The organism is Streptomyces sp. NPDC051315 (assembly GCF_044455165.1).
In the GTDB taxonomy this organism is placed as follows: Bacteria; Actinomycetota; Actinomycetes; order Streptomycetales; family Streptomycetaceae; genus Streptomyces.
This window is the reverse complement of record NZ_JBITEN010000006.1, coordinates 222265-239818: the sequence shown is the minus strand read 5'-3', so window position 1 is coordinate 239818 and position 17554 is coordinate 222265. Positions and strand designations below refer to the sequence as shown.

Below are 17554 nucleotides of genomic sequence, written 5' to 3'. Positions count from 1 at the left end.
GCCGGGCAGGGCCCCGGGAGCGGACCGGAGGTCCTAAGCCCGGAGTCCTCGGTCCTGCCGTCTGAGAGCATGGGGGACGTGAAAGAGATTCGGCGCGGCACGCTTCAGGAGCAGACCTTCTACGAGCAGGTCGGCGGGGAGGAGACCTTCCGCCGGCTGGTCCACCGTTTCTACGAGGGAGTCGCCGAGGACCCCATCCTGCGGCCCATGTATCCCGAGGAGGACCTGGGCCCGGCGGAGGAGCGCCTGGTCCTCTTCCTGATCCAGTACTGGGGCGGCCCCACCACGTACAGCGAGAACCGCGGCCATCCCCGGCTGCGGATGCGGCACGCCCCCTTCGTCGTGGACCGCGCGGCGCACGACGCCTGGCTGAGGCACATGCGGGCCGCGGTCGACGAGCTCGGCCTCTCGCAAGAGCACGAGCAGACGCTGTGGCACTACCTGACGTACGCGGCGGCCTCGATGGTGAACACCCCGGACTGACCGGGAGCGGGGCGTGACCCACCGCGGCGGCGGAGGCGCGGGACCGGCCTCGCGGGGGCGGAGACACGGGGCCGGGCCGCCGGGGCGGAGACGCGGGGCCGGCCGCGTGAGAAGGGGACACGGGACCGACCGCGGGCGACGCCCCCCCACACACGGGACCGACCACCGGGGGCGGAGACACGGGGCCGGCCGCCGAGGCCGGGCGCGTGCTCAGTGCACGCTGAGGCCGAGACCCCCGAGCCCCGACCGCCGCACGGCGATCGACCCGTACGGCGTCCGCAGCCGCAGCCACGCCCCGGAGGCGAACAGCCCGGCGTCCTGCGGCGCGGTGGCGGTGGGGCGCAGGAAGCCCAGCGACTGGGCCGCGTGCACGGCCCGCACCGGCAGGCCGGTGTCCCCGACCGTCCGGGACCAGATCTCGCGACCGATCCCGTCGAGTGCGGCCCGCGTACGCCGCTCGGGCGCCAGCTCCTCGGTACGGCGCCGGAACTCGGCGACCGCCGCACCCACCATCGCGCGCAGCGCGTCCGGCGCGGGCAGCCCCGCCTCCGGACGCCAGCCGCCGCGCGGCGGCAGCACCCCGGCCCACGGGGGCCCGGTCACCGCGGCGGGGACGGCGGCCGTCGCCGCCGCCTCGTCCACGTGTTCCAGCAGTTCACCGGCGGACACGGTCACGTCCAGCGTGACGTCGAGTCCGTCCTCGTAGGGCTTGGCCAGCCGGACCGCCCGGATGGCCAGGACCTCGAAGGACGGCGGCCGTCCGAAGACGGCCAGCGCGGTGCCGGCCGCCTGCAGCCGGACCGCGGCTCCACGGTCGTAGTGGAGCAGCCGGGAGAGGAAGGCCGAGAAGTCCGCCGCCTCCCCCTCGTCGGCGAGGTGGAGCACCGTCATGCGGCGACGGCCTCCTTGTCGTCGTCCCGGTACTCCTCGAGGAACTCGCGCTCCTCGTCGGTGATCCGGCGCGGTCGCTGCGCCTCGAAGTCGAACGGCACGATCACCGTCGACGCGCGGACGTAGACCTGGTCGCCGTCCTTCACCTCGTAGGCGATGGTGAAGGACGCGGCCCTGACCTCGGTGACCCACAGCTCGATGTCCACGGGCGTGTGCCGGTGGACGAGCTGCCGCTTGTAGTCGATCTCGTGGCGCGCCACCACGGACCCCTGCTTGAAGTCCTTCTCCGGGCGGAACAGGAAGTCGATGCGCGCTTCCTCCAGGTAGCGGAGGAAGACCACGTTGTTGACGTGGCCGTACGCGTCCATGTCCGCCCAGCGCAGCGGGCAGCGGTAGATGTGCCGCAAGATCAGCCCCGGGTCAGCTTCTTGTAGGTGGCACGGTGCGGACGCGCGGCGTCCGCACCCAGCCGCTCGATCTTGTTCTTCTCGTACGACTCGAAGTTGCCCTCGAACCAGAACCACTTGGACTCGCCCTCGTAGGCGAGGATGTGCGTGGCCACGCGGTCGAGGAACCACCGGTCGTGGGAGACGACGACGGCGCAGCCGGGGAACTCGAGCAGCGCGTTCTCCAGGCTGCTGAGCGTCTCGACGTCGAGGTCGTTGGTCGGCTCGTCGAGGAGCAGCAGGTTGCCGCCCTGCTTGAGGGTGAGGGCGAGGTTCAGCCGGTTGCGCTCACCGCCGGAGAGGATGCCGGCCGGCTTCTGCTGGTCGGGACCCTTGAAGCCGAAGGCGGAGACGTAGGCGCGCGAGGGCATCTCGACCTGGCCGACGTTGATGTAGTCCAGCTCGTCGCTGACCACGGCCCACAGGGTCTTCTTGGGGTCGATGTTCTCGCGACTCTGGTCGACGTAGGAGATCTTCACGGTGTCGCCGACCTTGATGGACCCGGAGTCCGGCTCCTCCAGCCCCTGGATCATCTTGAACAGGGTGGTCTTGCCGGCGCCGTTCGGGCCGATGACGCCGACGATGCCGTTGCGCGGCAGCGTGAAGGAGAGGTCGTCGATGAGGACCTTCTCGCCGAACGCCTTGCTCAGGTTGTTGACCTCGACGACCACGTTGCCCAGACGCGGGCCCGGCGGGATCTGGATCTCCTCGAAGTCCAGCTTGCGCATCTTGTCGGCCTCGGCGGCCATCTCCTCGTAGCGCGCCAGGCGCGCCTTGGACTTGGCCTGCCGCCCCTTGGCGTTGGAGCGCACCCACTCCAGCTCGTCCTTGAGCCGCTTCTGCCGCTTGGCGTCCTTCTGGCCCTCGACCTTGAGGCGGGCGGCCTTGGTCTCGAGGTACTTGGAGTAGTTGCCCTCGTAGCCGTGGAGGCGGCCGCGGTCGACCTCGCAGATCCAGCCTGCGACGTTGTCGAGGAAGTACCGGTCGTGGGTGACGGCCACGACGGTGCCCGCGTACTTGGCGAGGTGCTGCTCCAGCCAGTTCACGGACTCGGCGTCGAGGTGGTTGGTGGGCTCGTCGAGGAGCAGCAGGTCGGGCGCCTCCAGCAGCAGCTTGCAGAGCGCGACGCGGCGCTTCTCACCACCGGAGAGGTTGGTGACGGGCCAGTCGCCGGGCGGGCAGCCCAGGGCGTCCATGGCCTGCTCCAGCTGGGCGTCGAGGTCCCAGGCGTTCGCGTGGTCGAGCTCCTCCTGGAGCTTGCCCATCTCGTCGAGCAGCGCGTCCGAGTAGTCGGTCGCCATGAGCTCGGCGATCTCGTTGAACCGGTCGAGCTTGCCCTTGATCTCGGCGACACCCTCCTGGACGTTCTCCAGGACGGTCTTCTCCTCGTTCAGCGGGGGCTCCTGCAGCAGGATGCCGACGCTGTAACCCGGAGACAGGTAGGCGTCACCGTTCGACGGCTGCTCGAGCCCCGCCATGATCTTCAGAACGGTCGACTTACCGGCACCGTTCGGGCCGACGACGCCGATCTTCGCACCCGGAAGGAAGTTCAGGGTGACGTCGTCGAGGATCACCTTGTCGCCGTGCGCTTTGCGCGCCTTGCGCATGGTGTAAATGAACTCAGCCAAGAGAAACCGTCCGGCAGCTTGAAATCTGGCAGTGGGCAGATACACCCCATCTTGCCGGACGGCTACCCCTGGGGGGAAACCCGTATGGCCGGGCGGCTCTGACCTGGGGTTTCGGCGCAGGCGGTCGCGGCTCGCCCGTCACCGTCGGTCGCTGCCGAGTGGCCCCCGGCGACCCCCGAGGCGTCTGGTGCGCGCGGCCTCATACGACCGAGCCATTGCCTCTTGGTACTGCTGTACGGTCGGGCGATCCGTTCCGAAGTTGTGCACCAGCCGGTCGGAGGAGGGCGGGCGAAGCGTGAAGCAGTCCGCTTCCCTCGGCCTTCGGCCGGGACGCATACCTAGGCCGGCCCGAGCACATCCGCGCCGGCAACCGTCGGCTCGAAGACGCCGTTGCGTCGGCTCGAAGACGCCGTTGCGTCGGCTCGATGCCGCCGCCTGGTCTTCGACACGGTCTCGCCGGTCTTCGATGCGGCCGTGGACGATCGCCTGCCGGCCCGGATCGGTCGGCTGTCGGTCACCGCGGGGGCAGGTGGGCTGCGTCCGGTGCGGGCCGGGTCCGGCTCAGTAGAGGATCGAGGGCAGGTACGCGCCGTCGGGCTCGTTGTAGAGGCCGACGGTCATCAGGCTCAGCAGTTGCATCACGGTGAGGCCGCTCGCCAGGCACCAGCGCAGCAGGGGTCCGTTGCTCGCGGGCACGAGGATGCCGGGGCCGCCGAAGGCGGGCGCCGAGGCGATCAGGGCTCGGAGGTCCGGGGTGGTCTCGGCCACGGCGTGGGCGAGGAACGCCAGGTCCGTGGCGTAACCGGTCACGCGCCCCTCGCTCTCGACGACCCGGGCCGTGCCCTGCTTGACTGCGTCGGCGACCTCGCCGCCACGGTCGACGCCGTGGACCCGCCGGCACAGGTCGTTGCAGGCGTGGAGGTCCGCGTCGGTGGCTTCCCGGACGGCGTGTCCGGGCATCTCGCGCAGGATCGCCGGCCCCTGCATGCAGGCCACCGTCTCCCGGAACGCGAATCCCAGGCCGGCGTACAGCGAGAACGATCTGTTGTGATATCCGCTCTGGAGCAGCCGGATCCCGGGCACCCCGCGCCCTCTGGCCCGGTCCATCACGTCGTGCATCAGCCGGCGGCCCACACCCCGGTTCTGGACGGTCGGATCGACCGTGACGGGCCCGACCCCCACGACCGGGGAGCGTTCGTCCAGGAAGTTGCTCCCCACGATCCGCCCGTCGAGTTCGGCGACGACGCTGTAGAACCCGGGGTTGGTCAGCTCCGTCTCGATCAGCGCGACGCCCACCTCGGGACTGGGGACGTCGGGCGGGAAACCGTGCTCACGGGCGATTGCCGTGAACGCCTCGAAACAAATCCTGCCGCACTCCGCGGCATCGTCGGCAGTGCCAGGGCGCAGGACGACATCCACGAGCCCCATCTCCTTCGGTGCGCCGCACACGCAGCAGAACGGCCCCTCCCCTTCATGTTCCGCCCGCGCCGGCAGGGCCACACTCCCAGGACTGAGTCCCGGCCGGGGCTCCTAGGCCCTGTCGTCACATTCCCGTCGTCGCCCGAAGGGCGGCCCTGCGGCGTCAGGTGCGTGCTCTCGGTGTGCCGGGCCCTGACCCTCGTACTGGATGTACTCGGGTCTGGGCCCGGTGCGGCGAGAGTGCGTGCATGGCGTCGCGGGGCAGACGGGAATGTGACGACAGGGCCTAGGGCCGCGGTGGCGCCCGGCGTGCTCGTCCCTCGGCACTCAGCGGAGAGCGGGCGTCTCCCCCTCCTGCGGCCGGTTCGTCCGATCACCCGGGGGACGGGAGATCTGCCCCCTCCACGAGAGCGAGCACGCACGCCGCGTCGTGTTTGACGGGCAGGCTCGAGTCCTCCGCGGGGCGGTCGGCGTCGCTGTGAGCCATGTCGCGGATCAGCGCCCGGACATCCGCGTCCTCGTACCAGTACTCGGCGAGTACCTGCATCGCCGTCTGCCGCACGACCTCGGCGTCATCGGCGCGCGCCCGGTCGAGGAACAGGGCCCGCACGTCCTCGTCCCCCGGCCAGTACGTGTCCAGGGTGCGCAGCGCCTCGTGCCGGGCGAAGGGATCGTCGTCGGTGCGGGCCCGTTCGAGGATCAGGGCTCGCACGTCACCCACGTGCGACCAGTGTTCGGCGAGTACGTGCAGTCCCGTCTGCCGAACGTGCGGGTCGTCGTCGGTGCGGACCCGGTCGACCAGCAGCTCGCGCACGTCGCCGTCCTCCGCCCAGTGTCTGGCAAGACCTCGCAGCGCCGATCGGCGCACCCTTCCGTCGTCGTCGGTACGGACCAGGTGGACGAGCAGCCTGCGCACCTCATCGTCCGCCGGCCGGTGGTCGGCGAGTAGTTGCAGCGCCGACCGCCGAACGTAGCCGTCGCCGTCGGTGCGAGCCCGGTCGAACAGCAACGCCCGCACCTCACCGTCCACCGGCCCGTGATCGGCGAGCACCTGAAGCGCCGTCTGTCGAACATCCTCGTGGCCGTCGGTGCGCGCCCGGTCGAACAGCAACGCCCGCACCTCACCGTCCTCCGGCCGGTGTTCGGCAAGTGAATGCAGCGCTGTCCGCCGAAGGTAGGCGTCGCCGTCGGTGCGCGCCCGGTCGAACAGCAACGCCCGCACCTCACCGTCCCCCGGCCGGCGCTCGGCGAGCACCTGAAGCGCCGTCTGTCGAACATCCTCGTCGGCGTCGGTGCGAGCCCGGTCGAACAGCAACGCCCGCACCTCACCGTCCCCCGGCCGGCGCTCGGCGAGCACCTGAAGCGCCGCCTCTCGCACATCCTCGTCGGCGTCGGTGCGCGCCAGATCGAGAAGCAGCGCCCGCACCTCACCGTCCACCGGCCCATGCTCGGCGAGCGCGCGCAGGGCCTTCTCCCGCACATCCTCGGCACCGTCGGTGCGAGCCCGGTCGAAGAGCAACGCCCGCACCTCACCCTCACCCGCCCAGTGCCGCACGAGTGCTCCCAACGCCTCGCAGCGCACGTTCTCATCGCGTTCGGTGCGCGCCAGGTCGAAGAGCAACCCCCGCACCTCACCGTCCTCCGGCCCGTGATCGGCGAGCACCTGAAGCGCCGTCCGGCGCACCCCTCGGTCGGCGTCGGTACGCGCCACGTCGAACAGCAGCGCCCGCACCTCACCGTCCTCCGACCCGTGATCGGCGAGCGCACGCAGGGCCGTCTCCCGCACATCCTCGTCGGCGTCGGTGCGCGCCAGATCGAAGAGCAACCCCCGCACCTCACCGTCCACCGGCCAGTCCTCGGCGATCACCTGAAGCGCCGTCTCCCGCACGTCCTCGTCGGCGTCGGTGCGCGCCAGGTCGAAGAGCAACGCCCGCACCTCACCGTCCTCCGGCCCGTGATCGGCGAGCACCTGAAGCGCCGTCCGGCGCACCCCTCGGTCGGCGTCGGTGCGCGCCCGGTCGAACAGCAGCGCCCGCACCTCACCGTCCTCCGGCCCGTGATCGGCGAGCGCACGCAGGGCCGTCTCCCGCACATCCTCGTCGGCGTCGGTGCGCGCCAGATCGAAGAGCAACGCCCGCACCTCACCGTCCACCGGCCAGTCCTCGACGAGAGCCTCGAGGAAGACGTCCCGGTCGTAGTCGCTGAACGCATGGCGTACGAACCGGACCAGTTCGCCGAGGGACGGGTGCAGAGTGCACACGATGCGAGGGGTTTCGGCGCTGGGGGAGAATTGTCCGCGCGTACGGAACCAGGCGAGGAAAGCTTCACGGCCCACCCAGTAAGGGCCGAAAGAAGCCAGAGCGGGAAGCACCGCGTCCGCACCGAAGGAACCGCTGTCGAGCAGCCTGGTCATGGCCCGGACGGCCCGCACGCTCTGGTCGTTCAGCAGTCCGATCTTGGGAACCTCCGCGAGGACCCGAAGGGCGAGGATCAGCAGGGAGGCGTCGTCACGATTGCTCCGGACGTCGTGGAGTGTGATCAGGCAGTCGATGGCGGCTGCCGCGTCGGACGGCTCCAGCTGAGTGATGAGCAGCAGGAGGACCTCGTGCCAGGCAGGGTCGTCGGCGTGGGGAACGAGGACGTCGTCCAGGAGTTCCTCAGGCGTCCACGTCCGGGCGCGGGTGTAGCGATGGTAGATGTCGGCGGCAGCCGGTGTTCGAGGAAGGCGCGGTGGACGAAGCCGTAGACCTCGCTGCCGTAGCGGGCGAGGATGAAGTTGCGCTCCCGTAACTGGGAGACGAGGGCGCGGGCACCGATGGTGGCCGGGGCCGGCGGCAGCCCGTAGTCCTGAAGGTGGGTGCGGAGCAGATCTTCGAGGTCCCGGCCGTGGATGTGGTTGCCGGCGATCCCGGATGTGCCGGCCTGCATGGCGTGGGCCAGCATCATCAGCACTTCGCCGCGGTCGAGGACGTCCAGGACGTCTTTGATGGCCGGCGGCAGGTCGATCTCCAGGTGCTTGGCCTGCTGGTCCCATTGGGCGGTGAGGACCGTCACGGCCTGTCGGTACACACCGAGGCGGTCTTTGGGCAGCGGCTGGCGGCGGCCCACGATGGCCAGGATGGTGAGCAGCAGCGGGTTGCCCGCCAGCTCCCGGATCGGGCGGGAATCACGCACGGCGTCCTGCAGACGGCGAGCCAGCCGAGCCGCCTGTTCGGTGTCGCCGACACAGGACAGGGTGTACCAGCGGTCGGTGAAGGCGGCGATCTGCTCCCCGTCGAGATCCTGCAGCATGTAGTGGGTGAAGCCGGCACTGTCGAAGACGTGGCGCTTGTAGCCGATCACTCGTGACGTGACCACGATGCGTGCCGAGGGCCAACGGGCGGCGAAGGCCGCGATCTGCTCCGACGCGAGCTGGCGGATCTTCGGGTCGAACACCTCGTCGAGACCATCGAAGATCACCAGAGCCCGTCCCGTGCGCAGCAGGTGCCGCAGTACGGTCGGCGGCACGCAGAGACCGAGTTGGTCCTGGCGGTGGGCGAGGAAGTCCTCGTAGGTCTGTCGGCACCACTGGGGCTCGGCGTACTGCCTCAGTTCGACGATGATGCCCACCCGGTCGGCCAGCGCACCGAGATCGGCGCTCCCGGGCTGACGGCCGGCCAGGGTGAGTGCCAGGTACCTGGCCAGGGTGGACTTGCCGGCGCCGGGATCGCCCAGCAGGACGGCCTTGCGGGCGTCTTCCTCACCCAACACCTGCAGGACGCGACGGACCGGGCGCTGGTCGTAGGCGTCCTGCAACTGCTTGAGCGCGTCCAGCGCGCCGCGTGGCAGATGGTCGGGATCGGGCAGCTCGCCCGACTCCACGAGCCGTCGGACCAGTTCGCGCGGCAACTCCACGGGCGGTGGGTCGGCACGCACCCCGGGCTCGACGAAGACCTCGCGGAGCCGGATGGCGGGATGGCGGCCCTGATCGTCGAGCGGCAGCAGGACCTCGAGGTCGAGGTGCCCCCAGGTCTCGCGGACCCGCTCGGCGTAGGCGGTGACAGCAGCCCTGACTTCCTGCCGGGTGGGCTCCTTGCCGTCGGTCGGCGTGGCCTCGGCCTCCAACATCCTTACCAGCGCCGTGTGTTCGGCCTTCCACGTCGTCAGGTCGAAGAGACGGTCGGGGGCCGGAGCGCCGGTGTGACGCGCGTGCTGTCGGCACGCCTGGACGTAGGCGGCGAGGACGTCCCAGTCGGGGGCCTTCACCGCACGGCCCGCCAGCAGACGGGTCACCGTGTTCGCGGTCAACGCCCTCGCGCCCGCGGTTCTCGCCGCCGACCGCGTGGACGCCGCCACGATGTCCGCGTTCTTCGCCCCCGCCGCGTCCCGCAGTTCCCGTAGGCGGTTCGCGAACTTCTCACGTGCCGACTCGTCCGTCTTTCCGCCGTCGTTCGCCATCGACCGCCCCGTGGTCCCGTGTCCGATCGTCCCAGCAGTGCGCTCCAGGCTAGGCGGTGACCTGCGGTGACGGCAGGCGAACTCCCGATTCCTCCCGCATCCGCGTCCGCCGGACAGAGTTCAGCGCACGCTGTGCGGCATCACCTCACCGCGTCTCCCCGGGAGTTCACCGTGACCACCACGCTCACCACCGTCCTGACCGCCCTCGGTCCGTTCGGGACCCTTGCCCTGGCCGTTTTCCTGCTGTTGTTCGCGGGCGTCGTGCTGCCGGCTGTCTGGTCCCGTCACGCCTACCGCCGTACCGCGGCCCAGCAGACCCTGGCCACTCTCATCGACGTCCTCTTCCGCGCGCTGCGCCGCCTGTGGCCCCGCTGAGCGGCCCTCCGCGCTCTCCCTGCCGCACCGGTGTGACGGGGTCGCGGCGACCCTCGCGGCCGACGAAGGTGTCAGAGCCCTCGTACCCGACCAGGTGCGAGGGCTCACGCACGTGAGGGCCCATGCGCGAGGTGCCCTCCTGCTCCGGGGCCTACCCGGGGGGCGGACGGCCGGCACGGCGTGCGGGCGAGGGGAGCCGGCCGGGATCCGCAGCCACCTGGTCGACTACCCCCGCGCCCCCTCCTCCTTCCGCCCCACCAGCAGCAGTACCGCTCCGCCGATCACCACCAGGCCGATCGCCGTGCCGGCGATGAGGGGGGTGGCGTGGGAGCTGCCCGTCTGGGCGAGGTTGGTGGTGGGGGCGGTGCCGCCGACCGTGGCGGGGCTCGGCTCGGCGAGGGTCTGGGTGGTGACGCCGGTCTCGGCGGCCTGGGTCTTGCAGTCGAGGACGCCGGTGAAGCGGTTCCCGATGGTCTGGGGGCCGTCGATCGTGAAGTCGTAGGCCTGGTCTTCCTGGAGGGGGATCGTCACCGTCCGGGAGGCGCCGGCCGGGATGGTGTGCCGGGTGCCCATGAGGTCGAAGGTGAAGGCCGCGTCACCCTGGTTGGCCGCGGTGATGTCGACACCGCTCCTGGCGCAGTTCTTCGCCGCGGACAGTGCCGGGACGGCTCCCGTCGCGGCCCAGGTCGCGGTCGCCGTCGCGGACACGGTCGACTCGCTGGAGCCGGCCAGGATCTGCGTCTGGCTGCGGCTGACGGAGGTGAAGGCGCGGCCGACGGGGACGGTGGTCGAGGCCTGGACGGTCAGTTCGGCCGATCCGGGGGCGGCGTCGGCGGGCACGTCGAAGAAGAGCCGACTGCCGTCCGTCGCGGAGGTGACGTCCTTGCCGTCCTGGCCGACGATCCGCACCCCGCTGATGGCGGCGTCCAGCGGGGGCGCGACGGAGACCGCGCTCGCGTCGGTGCGGACCGTCACCGGGCCGAGCAGTTCGCCGGGGCGGCCGGAGACCGCCGACCCGTCGAGGGTGAGTGAGGGCTGGGGCTCGGCCACGCTCCGCGCGGCCTTCTGGAGGTAGTCGGCGAGCTGCTCGGCCTGCGGGTCGACGGCGTCGACGTCCGCGCCGTCGGAGTAGCGCCAGATGGCCACCTGGGTGCCGGCCGCCGCGTCCTGCTCGGTGAGGCCGCCGTCGACACCGGCCTTCTTCGCCAGGCTGGCGAGATCGTTGACCTGCGGGTAGGAGTTCTGCAGAATCCAACGGATCCTGCCCGCGTCCTTGTTGACGCCCAGTGAGGTGCCGCTCCACGGGGTCTCGTGGTACTGGGCTTCCTTCTGCGTGGGGTTGTACAGGTCGACGCAGTAGGTCTGCAGGGTGCCGCCGCCCTCGACGGACATCTCGAACAGGCCCGCCGAGACCTGCTGGTCCCCGCTGTCGTCGTGGATGACGGCGGTGCCGTACGTCTTGAGGCCGCCTATGGTCGCCGTCGCTCCGCCCTGGTTCTGTGTCGTCCCGTCGGCGACGGCCGTGCCCGCGGTGGCGACGACCGTGGCGGCGACGAGTCCGGACACCAGCGTCCCGGCGGCGAGGCGCACGGCCCCTCGCCCGCGCGTGAACGGCGCGGAGAACGAAGAAATCACGTAATTCCCCTTCGAGCAGGACCCGTTGACGTGGGGGGTACGGTCCCACCAGCAGAATCAGAAGCCTCGAGAGCCACGTCCGGCATCCTAGAGACGCGACGCACCACGCTTCCCGGTCAGGTCTTCGGAGCGGCGATCCGAATCGGAATCGTTATCCCCAAGATCGTTCGCGGACCTGGCTTATCGACAAATCCACCGGGTCGTCCGGGACGGATCCGCCGATAAGCCGTGATCCTCCCGGATCAGGCGCTTTCCGGCATCACGTCACCGCCGCCGGCTCGCGTCGCGGTGAGGAGCCGTGCGGCACGGTATCCCCGGCCGGTGTCTCCCAGTCGGGCTCGGACTGCGGCGGCGCGCCGGCCGCCGTCGGCTCGGTGCGGGCCGTGCGGCGGAAGGCCGACGTGCCCCGCGCGAGGTCGTGGCCGATCGCCACGGCGTCGATGTCGGCCGACGTCCGGTTCTGTCCCTCCCGCACCTCGGTGCGCACCTTCAGCCGGCCCTGCACCATCACCGGGTCGCCCACGTTCAGCGACGCGACCGCGTTCGCCGCGAGCTGGCGGTTGGCCCACACCGTGAAGAAGTTGGTGTGCCCGTCGGTCCAGGTGTTCTTCTCGCGGTCCCAGTAGCGCGAGGTCACCGCCAGCCGGAACCTCACCGACGCGCCCCCCGGCAGCTCCCGGTACACCGGCTGCGTCGCCACGTTCCCCACCGCGCACACCATCGTCTCGTTCATCGTCGCGAACCCCTCCCTCGCCCGGACCCGCTCGCCGGGCGGATACGCGTACGGGCCCGTCCCGTACGGCTGCGTCTGACACGACGGCCGCCGCGTGCGCCGCGATCGCCGTGCCGTCAGACTGCCGCCGTCGGGCCGGGCCCGCCGAGCGCTGTGGATCACTCCGAACCTGTGGACAACTCCCTCACCCACACGGGCGATCCGCGTCGCACCAACCGCGGACCACCTCCCCTCATGCCGCCCCGGCACCTCCCCTCATACCGTCCCCGGCACACCCCCTCGCCCCCCGCACCCCTTCGTCCCGCCCGGCACCTCACCTCACCTCGCCGCAGCCCCCACCCCCGTCACCCGCCCGTACTGCTCCCGGACCTCCCGGTACCGCAGCAGCTCGGCGGCCAGCGGATCCAGGACTCTCGCCCGGCCGCAGCCGGCCGCGGCCTCCCGCAGGCGCCGTTCCGCGTCCTGGCCGTATCTGCGCGCCGGGCCGCGGGCCGCCATCCGGCAGCTCCACTCGACGAGCGGCCCGCCGAGGATGCCGGCCACCATCAGCAGCACCGGGACGCCCAGGTTCGGTGACATGACCCCGGCGATCTGGCCGACCAGCCACAGCCCGCCGACGACCTGAAGGAGCGTCATCGCCGCCTGTGCCAGCACGGCCACCGGCCACCAGCCCGGCCGCGGCGGCCGTCCCGGCGGCAGCCCGGCCCGTACGGCCAGCTCGTCCAGCGCCTCGGGCAGCCCCTGGGCACCGCGTACGGCCGCCTCGCGCACCGCCTGGGCCCACGGCGCCGGCAGCCCCGACGAGGCCCGTTCGGACACCGTCCGCACCGCCTGTTCGACGCGCTGGCGTGCCGTGACCTCCTCGTCGGTCTGCGCACGCACCGGGAGGGAACCGGTGGGCGAGTCGCTGCGGTCCTGGCACCACCGCCACAGCCGCAGCCACGGCGTCCCGCACGCGCGGTTGGCGTTGCGCAGCCAGGCCCGTTCGGCGGCCTCGCCCGCGGCGGTGGCGCCCACCGCGTCCGCCAGCCGGGCGGCGAACTCGTCCCGTGCCTCCTCGCTCAGGCCCGTCCGCCGGCCCGTGGCGTAGACGGGCCGCAGCCGCCACGCCGCGGCGTCCACGTCGGCCGAGATGCGCCGCGCCGGCGCGCCGCGTTCCGCGACGAACTGGCTGAGCAGCTCACGCAGTTCCCCGACGCCGTCCCCGGTGAGCGCGGACAGCGCGAGCACGGTCGCGCCGGGCTCGCCGTACTCGCCGAGGGCGATGCCGTCCTCGTCGAGCAGCCGCCGCAGGTCGTCGAGGACCATCTCGGCGGCCTCGCGGGGCAGGCGGTCGACCTGGTTGAGGACGACGAACATGATCTCCGCGTGGCCGGCCATGGGCCGCAGATAGCGCTCGTGGAGGACGGCGTCGGCGTACTTCTCGGGGTCGACGACCCAGATGACGGCGTCGACGAGCGCCAGGACGCGGTCGACCTGTTCGCGGTGCTGCACGGCCGCCGAGTCGTGGTCGGGCAGGTCGATCAGGACGAGGCCGTCCAGCTGGGCCTCCGCCTCCGCGCTCTGCACCGGGCGCCGGCGCAGCCGGCCCGGGATGCCGAGCCGGTCGATGAGGCCCGAGGCGCCGTCGCTCCAACTGCACGCGATGGGCGCGGCGGTCGTCGGCCGTCGTACGCCCGTCTCCGAGATCGTCACTCCGGCGAGCGTGTTGAACAGCTGGGACTTGCCGCTGCCGGTGGCGCCCGCGATGGCGACGACGGTGTGCTGCCCGGAGAGCTTGCGCCGCGCCGACGCCTCGTCCAGGACCCGGCCGGCCTCGGCGAGGGTCTTGCTGTCGAGCCGGGTGCGGGAGAGCCCCACGAGTTCGCGCAGCGCGTCGAGACGGGAGCGCAGGGGGCCGTCGTAGGCGAGCGGGGCCGCGGTCTGCGGTCCGCCGGCACGGATCTCCGCGGCGGCGGCCTGCTCGGCGGCGTCGGTCTCGTTCACCCGGCGCGCGATGAGGCCGTCGTCCCAGGCTTCGGCGGAGTCCGGTCTTCCCGCGGGGGCATGGTCACCGCCGTCCCGTCCCCCTGGGCGCCGCTCCTCCTCGCTCACGCGCGCGTGCGGCTCCTCCGCATCCCGGCGCGCGCGACGCCCGCCGACCCACCCGCGCACCGGGCCGTCCTTCGCCCACGCCCGAGCGCGGGCATCGGCCTGCCGGGCGCGTGCGCGATCGCCGCCCTCCTCGGTCCGCGCACGCTCGTCGCCCTCCTCCGTCCGCCCGCGCACGTCGCCGTTCTCCCCACGCGTGGGGTCGTCGCCGTGGTGCACGCGCGCGTGGTCGTCGCCCGACGGGACGGGCGCCGAGGCGCCGGCTTGCGCGACCGGCGCGTGCCCACCCTCACCACGGCCCTCATCACACTGGTCACCCTGATCTCGCCGGTCACGCTGGTCCCGCGGGCCCCCTGGGCCACACGCCTGCCCCTCCCGTTCCCCCTCCGCGGTCCGCCCCCTGTCCGCGTCCTCCTGAGGCGACGCCCCCTCCTCCCTCCCCGTCCCGGCCACCCCCGGGGAGTGTCCGTCGGAGGCGCGCTCACCGGTGGGGCCGTTCTCCTCCCCGTCCGCTGCGGGTTCGGCCCCCCGGGTGGAGGCCGGGTCACCGGTGTGATCGGCGTTCTCCGTGTGGTCCTGGTTCGTGACGGCGGTCACCGGTCACCTCTCCTTCTGCAGTACGGACAGCGCGGCGATGAGCTCGGCCTGGGGCTCGGCGTGGACGTCGAGTTCGTCGAGCGGGGCGAGACGGCGCTCGCGTTCGTTGTGCATCACCCGGTCCAGGTGCTCGGCGAGCAGCCGTCCACCCCGGTCGCGCAGCCGCAGCGCGCCGTGGGCGCCGAGCCGTTCGGCGAGCCCCTCGCCCGCCGAACGCGCCCTGCGGCCGCCCAGCAGGACGGTGGCGACGAGGGCGGCGACCAGTGCGGGGTCGGGCACGGCCCCGCGTTCCAGCTCGCGCACCTCCTCCTCGGCGTACTCCTCCAGCTCGCGCCGCCAGCGCCGTACGGCCATGCCGATGCGGTGTTCGGCGGTCTCCACGGAGGGGTCGCGGTCCAGGAGGGCCGGGGTGGCCGCGGCCGGTTCGCGGCGCCAGGCCTCGTCGATGCGCTCGTCGGCCGCGGTGACCGCGCACAGCAGGAGCGCGGCCAGGCTCTCCACGAGGGCGTCGAGGAGTTCGCTCGCGGTGCAGTCCAGCGGGAAGGCACGCCAGCGTTTCAGGGCGTCCCCGGCGAGCACGGCCCCGCTGTGCAGGCGCCCCCGCACGCGCGTGTACTCGCTGTCGTACGCCAGGTCGACGGCCGAGGTGAGCCGCAGTGCGGCCGCGTACTGCGCGGCGGCTGCACCGGCCAGTTCGGGCATGCGGGACTTGAGGGAGTCAAGGACACCGTGCGCGGTACGGGCCATCGCGTGGTGGCGGGCGGCGGGGTCCTGGGCGCGGTGGAGCAGCCAGGTCCGCAGCGGCGCCACGGCGGTCGCCGGCAGCAGCCCTCCGCCCCAGGCGGACTCGGGCAGTTCGGGCACGGTGAAGCGCGGCACCTCGCCCAGTCCCGCCTTGGTGAGCAGGGCGCCGTACTGCCGGGACACCTCGGCGACGACCTGGTGGGGCACGCGGTCGAGGACGGTCACGAGGGTGGCGTCGTACTCCTTGGCGGTGCGCAGCAGGTGCCAGGGGACGGCGTCGGCGTACCGCGCGGCCGTGGTGACCATCACCCAGATGTCGGCGGCGCAGATGAGTTCGGCGGCGAGGACGCGGTTGTCGGCGACGAGGGAGTCGACGTCGGGCGCGTCGAGGAGCGCGAGACCGGGCGGGAGGGTCTCGGCGGTCTCGATGCGCAGGACCCGTCTGCCGTCCTCGCCGGGCAGCAACAGTTCGTCCGTGGGCTCCTGGTGGGGCACCCACACGCGCGTGAGGTCGGGCAGCACCCGCATGCCACTGAACCAGTGATGGTCCTCCGGATGGCACACCAGCACCGGGGTCCGTGTCGTCGGCCGCAGCACACCCGCCTCGCTGACCCGCCGCCCCACGAGGGAGTTGACGAGCGTCGACTTGCCGGCGCCGGTGGACCCGCCCACGACGGCCAGCAGGGGCGCTTCGGGCTGCCGCAGCCGGGGCACCAAGTAGTCGTCGAGCTGGGCGAGCAGTTCGTCGCGGTTGGCACGCGCGCGTGGAGCCCCCGCCAGGGGCAGCGGGAAGCGTGCGGCGGCGACACGGTCGCGCAGGGCGGAGAGTGCGTCGAGCAGCTGAGGCCGTACGTCCAAGGTCACCACATGCGAAGAATGCCCAATTTCAGGGGATTTATGAAGCATATAGGCATGCCTGCGCGCCGATAGGACACAAGGGACGGAAGGGACGAGTGGGACATGGGCACAGCCCAGGCATAACGAGTGCACAACACCCGGGGCTCAAGACGCCAAAAGCGATGCACGATTCGCACCTGCCTGCGATTATCAGGACCGCTTCACTGAACCTCCACATCGAGCCACGGAGGCGAAGCACTCAGGACAAGGAACCGGGAGCCCTATCCTTGTCCCCGGCAACGTCACGGATCAGCCCACACCCGGGCACCAGGTACGAGGCCACCACACCGGCCCCCGTAGCTCAGTGGATAGAGCAGGCGCCTTCTAAGCGCTTGGCCGCAGGTTCGAGTCCTGCCGGGGGCGCCACGACCCACTCCCACTCGTACGGCCGCCGTCACCCTCCCCCGCCGTACGCGGCCACCGCGGGCGACGCGTCCCGCCGGTCGACCCGCACGGCACCCGTCCCCACCAGCGCGACCGACGCCGGATGGACCCCGTCGACAGTCATGTCCGCCAGGCCGACGAGGGGCCGCGGACCGAGCCGTTCCGGCCAGCCGAGGACGGCCGGCGGTGCGTCCGGAGCGGACACCACGAGCCCGCGCGGCGACACGCGCAGGCCTACGCCAAGCGCCTTCAGCACGGCCTCCTTCCGCGTCCACGTCCGCAGGAAGGCCGCTTGCCGCCCGGCGGCCGGGCGCGCGTACAGAGCAGCCCGTTCCGTGTCGCTCAGGGCGCTCGGCGCCGCCGTGTCGACGTCGAGACCGACGGTGTACTCCTCGACGTCGAGACCCACCGCCGCGCCACGGCAGACGGCGACCCCGACCACCGCACCGCTGTGCGTGACGGAGAAGTCCACGTCGGCGTACTCGGACGCCGGCGGCACCGCCAGCTCCGCCTTGCCGTGGGGGCCGCCGCAGCGGGGGCAGACGCGGCGGAGCGGGACGTCGGCGGGAGGCAGGCCGAGCAGTTCGCCCAGGGCGATGCGGCTGAGCGCGCAACCGACCAGAAACCGACCCCGGTTGGCGGCGTCGGTGGTGGCGTCGTACCGGGCACGCTCCACCGGATCGAGCAGCGCGAGCAGCCCCGCGTGCCCGTCACCCAGGCGCGCCCACCACACCTGCACCGCCGCCGGTCCCGTCACCTGCCCTCACCTGATCCGATGATCGCCGACGACCCAC

13 protein-coding genes and 1 tRNA gene are annotated in these 17554 nt (G+C 72.1%); 3 read left to right on the top strand and 11 right to left on the bottom strand.

The window, feature by feature from the left end; translation table 11 throughout:
* Positions 1–69: 69 nt before the first annotated feature.
* On the top strand, positions 70–483 hold the full coding sequence (locus ACIBBD_RS14515; RefSeq protein ID WP_399419705.1) for a globin: 414 nt from the start codon (positions 70–72) through the stop codon (positions 481–483).
* 210 nt (positions 484–693) lie between these two features.
* Here the strand turns inward: ACIBBD_RS14515 and ACIBBD_RS14510 are convergent, their stop codons facing one another.
* From ACIBBD_RS14510 to ACIBBD_RS14485, 6 genes are all read right to left on the bottom strand, one after another.
* On the bottom strand, positions 694–1374 hold the full coding sequence (locus tag ACIBBD_RS14510) for a hypothetical protein (RefSeq protein ID WP_399419704.1): 681 nt from the start codon (positions 1372–1374) through the stop codon (positions 694–696).
* Positions 1371–1781: an acyl-CoA thioesterase gene (locus tag ACIBBD_RS14505; RefSeq protein ID WP_399419703.1), complete on the bottom strand. Its 411-nt coding sequence runs from the start codon at positions 1779–1781 to the stop codon at positions 1371–1373. Before ACIBBD_RS14505 ends, ACIBBD_RS14510 begins: the two co-directional genes overlap by 4 nt.
* A 2-nt stretch (positions 1782–1783) precedes the next feature.
* Positions 1784–3448 (bottom strand): energy-dependent translational throttle protein EttA, encoded by a 1665-nt coding sequence (gene ettA / locus ACIBBD_RS14500; RefSeq protein WP_399419702.1) that lies wholly within the window; start codon positions 3446–3448, stop codon positions 1784–1786.
* Positions 3449–4009: 561 nt separating this feature from the next.
* Positions 4010–4876 carry a GNAT family N-acetyltransferase gene (locus ACIBBD_RS14495; protein ID WP_399419701.1) on the bottom strand — a complete coding sequence of 289 codons (867 nt, stop codon included), beginning with the start codon at positions 4874–4876 and terminating at the stop codon, positions 4010–4012.
* A 364-nt stretch (positions 4877–5240) separates the two neighbouring features.
* The gene (locus tag ACIBBD_RS14490) at positions 5241–7280 is read right to left on the bottom strand and encodes a HEAT repeat domain-containing protein (RefSeq protein WP_399419700.1); all 2040 of its coding nucleotides are present in this window, start codon (positions 7278–7280) and stop codon (positions 5241–5243) included.
* A gap of 125 nt (positions 7281–7405) precedes the next feature.
* Positions 7406–9304 (bottom strand): NACHT domain-containing protein, encoded by a 1899-nt coding sequence (locus ACIBBD_RS14485; protein ID WP_399419699.1) that lies wholly within the window; start codon positions 9302–9304, stop codon positions 7406–7408.
* Between the two features lie 171 nt (positions 9305–9475).
* Here ACIBBD_RS14485 and ACIBBD_RS14480 point away from each other — a divergent pair, with 171 nt between their 5' ends.
* Entirely contained in the window at positions 9476–9679 is a 204-nt protein-coding gene (locus ACIBBD_RS14480) for a hypothetical protein (RefSeq protein WP_399419698.1), read from the top strand.
* A 225-nt stretch (positions 9680–9904) separates the two neighbouring features.
* On the opposite strand, the gene ACIBBD_RS14475 is transcribed toward ACIBBD_RS14480, so the two are convergent.
* From ACIBBD_RS14475 to ACIBBD_RS14460, 4 genes are all read right to left on the bottom strand, one after another.
* Positions 9905–11314 (bottom strand): TQXA domain-containing protein, encoded by a 1410-nt coding sequence (locus tag ACIBBD_RS14475; RefSeq protein WP_399419697.1) that lies wholly within the window; start codon positions 11312–11314, stop codon positions 9905–9907.
* A 259-nt stretch (positions 11315–11573) separates the two neighbouring features.
* The gene (locus ACIBBD_RS14470; protein ID WP_399419696.1) at positions 11574–12047 is read right to left on the bottom strand and encodes a single-stranded DNA-binding protein; all 474 of its coding nucleotides are present in this window, start codon (positions 12045–12047) and stop codon (positions 11574–11576) included.
* A 318-nt stretch (positions 12048–12365) separates the two neighbouring features.
* The gene (locus ACIBBD_RS14465) at positions 12366–14735 is read right to left on the bottom strand and encodes a GTP-binding protein (protein ID WP_399419695.1); all 2370 of its coding nucleotides are present in this window, start codon (positions 14733–14735) and stop codon (positions 12366–12368) included.
* Positions 14736–14738: 3 nt separating this feature from the next.
* A complete protein-coding gene (locus ACIBBD_RS14460; RefSeq protein ID WP_399419694.1) occupies positions 14739–16346 on the bottom strand; it encodes a dynamin family protein in 1608 nt (535 codons plus the stop codon).
* A gap of 320 nt (positions 16347–16666) precedes the next feature.
* Between ACIBBD_RS14460 and ACIBBD_RS14455 the strand changes: the two genes are divergently transcribed.
* Positions 16667–16742, top strand: a tRNA-Arg gene (locus ACIBBD_RS14455).
* A gap of 28 nt (positions 16743–16770) precedes the next feature.
* Here ACIBBD_RS14455 and ACIBBD_RS14450 read toward each other — a convergent pair.
* Positions 16771–17517: a 4'-phosphopantetheinyl transferase family protein gene (locus tag ACIBBD_RS14450; protein ID WP_399419693.1), complete on the bottom strand. Its 747-nt coding sequence runs from the start codon at positions 17515–17517 to the stop codon at positions 16771–16773.
* Between the last annotated feature and the right edge of the window lie 37 nt (positions 17518–17554).

What these genes read in the sequence shown, in the direction of transcription:
- ACIBBD_RS14515 (WP_399419705.1), top strand. Translation starts at nt 70, where the DNA reads ATGGGGGACGTGAAAGAGATTCGGCGCGGCACGCTTCAGGAGCAGACC.
- ACIBBD_RS14510 (WP_399419704.1), bottom strand. Translation starts at nt 1,374, where the DNA reads ATGACGGTGCTCCACCTCGCCGACGAGGGGGAGGCGGCGGACTTCTCG.
- ACIBBD_RS14495 (WP_399419701.1), bottom strand. Translation starts at nt 4,876, where the DNA reads ATGGGGCTCGTGGATGTCGTCCTGCGCCCTGGCACTGCCGACGATGCC.
- ACIBBD_RS14490 (WP_399419700.1), bottom strand. Translation starts at nt 7,280, where the DNA reads ATGACCAGGCTGCTCGACAGCGGTTCCTTCGGTGCGGACGCGGTGCTT.
- ACIBBD_RS14485 (WP_399419699.1), bottom strand. Translation starts at nt 9,304, where the DNA reads ATGGCGAACGACGGCGGAAAGACGGACGAGTCGGCACGTGAGAAGTTC.
- ACIBBD_RS14470 (WP_399419696.1), bottom strand. Translation starts at nt 12,047, where the DNA reads ATGAACGAGACGATGGTGTGCGCGGTGGGGAACGTGGCGACGCAGCCG.